Origin of the sequence: Bradyrhizobium sp. AUGA SZCCT0158 (genome assembly GCF_018130065.1) — a bacterium.
Classification (GTDB): Bacteria; Pseudomonadota; Alphaproteobacteria; order Rhizobiales; family Xanthobacteraceae; genus Bradyrhizobium.
Window position 1 is genome coordinate 1 of sequence record NZ_JAFCME010000061.1, and the last position, 2886, is coordinate 2886.

A 2886-nucleotide genomic window follows, 5' to 3' on the forward strand; every position below is an offset into this window, starting at 1 on the left:
CCTGGTCGCTTGTGAAGATGGGGACCGGTACGGCTCAGAAGAAACTGTTCTTCAAGCTTCGCCGAACCAAGGCGGAGATCTCCGCACTCGAAGATGGTGACTTGCGCCCGGAGCACGCTCAACTCATCGCTACCCGCCTGGGCGTGGAGCAACGGGATGTCATCGATATGGACCGGCGCCTTCGAGGTGACGTTTCCCTGAATGCCCCGGTCAACGATAGCCGTGAGGCCAGCGAATGGCAGGATTGGCTGGTCGACCCGTCCTCCGACCCGGAGATGGCGAGTGCCGAACGCGAGGAATACGACAAACGTCGTGCGGCGCTCAGCGGTGCGCTGGAAAGTCTAAACGCACGCGAACGCGAAATCGTTCAGGCCCGGCACCTTGCGGATGAACCGGGGACGCTGGAAGCTCTTGCGGCCAAATACGGCGTGTCGCGCGAACGCGCGAGGCAGATCGAAATGCGTGCGTTGCAAAAGCTAAAGGCTGGCGTGAAGGCGCGACTGCCATTGGCCGCGAAGTGAACCAGAACTCGGCTGCGCGCCCCTCGAAAACTGCCCAAGGCTGCCACAAGGTCCCTGCGGGCAAGCAATAAAAAATTTTAGTCACCCCTCTTGAACCCGGTTTTTGCCGCGCCTAGGTGGGTTTTCGCCTGGGGGCCGTCGTGGCCCCCGGCCTTATGACATCGTTGAACCGCAAAGGAGGAAACTCATGCATTTCCGTCCATTGCACGATCGCGTGTGTGGTGCGACGGCGCTTAATTGGTTCATGTTCGCCATGAGCTATGCAACGATCGCCTGGATCAGTTTTCGAACGATAGGAGGATGAGATGATCACTGATCAATCCCTGGTCTCCGCTCGTGCGGAGAAACAGAATGCTCTCGGACGGCGTCTGGTCCGGGGGATTCTCACGGCTTCGACCGCCATAGCCTTGACCCTGCCGTCGCTGGCGGCCTGGGGGCTGGATAGCCCGCGCAACACGCCGACGTCCGGCAACGCCTTCGAGCAAATCGCGCTGCCGCCGATACCGTATCTGGATTCGATGCCTTGGTTGGAGTGGAATGCCGGCGACGCGTTGAAGGTCGACACCCTGCTTGCGCCCCTCCCAGACCCGTGGGGACTCAAGCTGGCACCGGACGAGCGCGATAAAAGGAAGCCGGCGATCAGCTAATCCGAGCCCGATGCGATCTGCGCCGGCTTGCCGCAGATCGCATTTCCGGGTTTTCAGATTCATCATCACGCACGGTGCAGCGCAACAGTTGCCCGAAAGGAGCCTCGGCCGTTCCGTCGCTTTACCTGCCATTAACAGCATGCCCAAGGTCGGCCAGGTCCCGAAGAAAATTTCACAGATTCCCTCTTGAAAATTTTTGCCGTTTTTCTAAGTCGGTTTTTGCCGGACGCCAGCTTGGGTCCGGCGAACCAGAGTGGGCGCCGGACGGTGTCCGACGCTCCTTCGTATCCATCTTGCTCTTAGGAGGACTTGGCTATGAGGACTTTTGACTTTTCGCCGCTGTGGCGTTCCACGGTCGGCTTCGACCATCTGGCGGACCAGCTTGACGCGAGCCTGCGGCAAACCGCCGACGATAACTATCCTCCCTACAACATCGAACGTTCCGGCGACGACGCCTATCGGATTTCGCTGGCGGTTGCCGGCTTTGGCGTGAACGATATCGCCGTCACCGCCGAACGGGACACGCTGATCATCGAAGGCAGCAAGCCCGAGGTCACGGAGCGTGAATACCTTTATCACGGCATCGCCTCACGGCCATTCCGCCGGGTGTTCAGTCTGGCTGACCACGTCAAGGTCAAGGAAGCGTTTTTCAAAGACGGCTTGCTGATCGTCGACCTGGTACGGGAAGTGCCGGAATCCATGAAGCCACGGCGGATCCCGATCCGTGGTGCGGAATCGTCTCCGCAGGTCGAGCGGAAGAAAGCGGCTTGAGCCGCGGCACGTTCGATGACGTACGCGCGCACCAGAGATCCGCGCGGAGCTTCTGCGCAAGAAAAGGAGGACAACATGGGTTTTCGTGATCTTATTCCGTGGTCGAGAAATCAGGAACTCGCGCCAACGCGCGAGAACTATGATCCGTTCATCACGTTTCACCGGGAGATGAACCGGCTGTTTGATGACGTATTCAGCGGGTTCGGAACGCTGGGACGCAGCGGCAGCCCGCTGATGGAAGGCCGCTTCGGCTGGCCGAAAATCGAACTGAGCGAGACCGACAAGGCGCTTACCGTTTCGGCCGAGTTGCCTGGCCTGACCGAAAAGGATGTTCAGGTCGAAATCGCCCACGGCGTCTTGAGGCTGCGGGGCGAGAAAAGGGCCGAGCGCTCGGACAACGGAAAGTACTTTTCCGAACGTTTCTACGGTTCGTTCGAGCGGCAAATCCCGCTCGATGGCGTTGTCGAAGAGAAGGCCGAAGCGTCGTTCCGGGACGGCGTGTTGACGATCACGTTGCCGAAATCCGAAGAGGCTCGTTCCGACGTCAAGCGCATTGCGATCAACAAGCAATGACACCGGCTGGAGGCGTTGCAAAGGCGCGCCTCCATCCACCTTCCCCCGTCTCTTAGAAAGGAGCGTTAAGGAGACAGTTCGATGACCAAGACCCGTTCGACCCCGACTGAACATGTTCTGTTCCATCCCGCCGCCCACTACGATTCACCGGATGATGTTCTGAACGATCGGCGCCTCTCCGACCCCGAGAAGCGCGTCGTGCTTTCTTCCTGGGCTTCCGACATCTACGCGGTGGAATCCTGCCCGGCGCTGCGGGACATCCCAGGAATCGGCCACACCATCCGGCTTGCCGACATTCTCGCCGCCTTGCGCCGCCTTGACGGCCAGGACGACGATCCCCCGCCGCGCGGTGGAGCGGCGATCCGGTTGCGGCG

5 protein-coding genes are annotated in these 2886 nt (G+C 60.2%); all 5 read left to right on the forward strand.

Translation table 11 applies throughout. From position 1 onward, the window contains the following. Window positions 1–521 (forward strand): sigma-70 family RNA polymerase sigma factor (locus JQ574_RS34710; protein WP_212296731.1); only part of this gene is annotated, 521 nt, incomplete at its 5' end. A 305-nt stretch (window positions 522–826) separates the two neighbouring features. Next, window positions 827–1168: a hypothetical protein gene (locus tag JQ574_RS34715; RefSeq protein WP_212215251.1), complete on the forward strand. Its 342-nt coding sequence runs from the start codon at window positions 827–829 to the stop codon at window positions 1166–1168. Between the two features lie 315 nt (window positions 1169–1483). After that, the gene (locus JQ574_RS34720) at window positions 1484–1939 is read left to right on the forward strand and encodes an Hsp20 family protein (protein WP_212272411.1); all 456 of its coding nucleotides are present in this window, start codon (window positions 1484–1486) and stop codon (window positions 1937–1939) included. A 75-nt stretch (window positions 1940–2014) separates the two neighbouring features. Next, window positions 2015–2512, forward strand: a complete 498-nt coding sequence (locus tag JQ574_RS34725; RefSeq protein ID WP_212215248.1) for an Hsp20/alpha crystallin family protein — start codon at window positions 2015–2017, stop codon at window positions 2510–2512. A gap of 81 nt (window positions 2513–2593) precedes the next feature. Continuing rightward, window positions 2594–2886: hypothetical protein (locus tag JQ574_RS34730; RefSeq protein ID WP_212384236.1), on the forward strand; the 293-nt coding region annotated here is incomplete at its 3' end.

What these genes read in the sequence shown, in the direction of transcription:
- JQ574_RS34715 (WP_212215251.1), top strand. Translation starts at nt 827, where the DNA reads ATGATCACTGATCAATCCCTGGTCTCCGCTCGTGCGGAGAAACAGAAT.
- JQ574_RS34720 (WP_212272411.1), top strand. Translation starts at nt 1,484, where the DNA reads ATGAGGACTTTTGACTTTTCGCCGCTGTGGCGTTCCACGGTCGGCTTC.
- JQ574_RS34725 (WP_212215248.1), top strand. Translation starts at nt 2,015, where the DNA reads ATGGGTTTTCGTGATCTTATTCCGTGGTCGAGAAATCAGGAACTCGCG.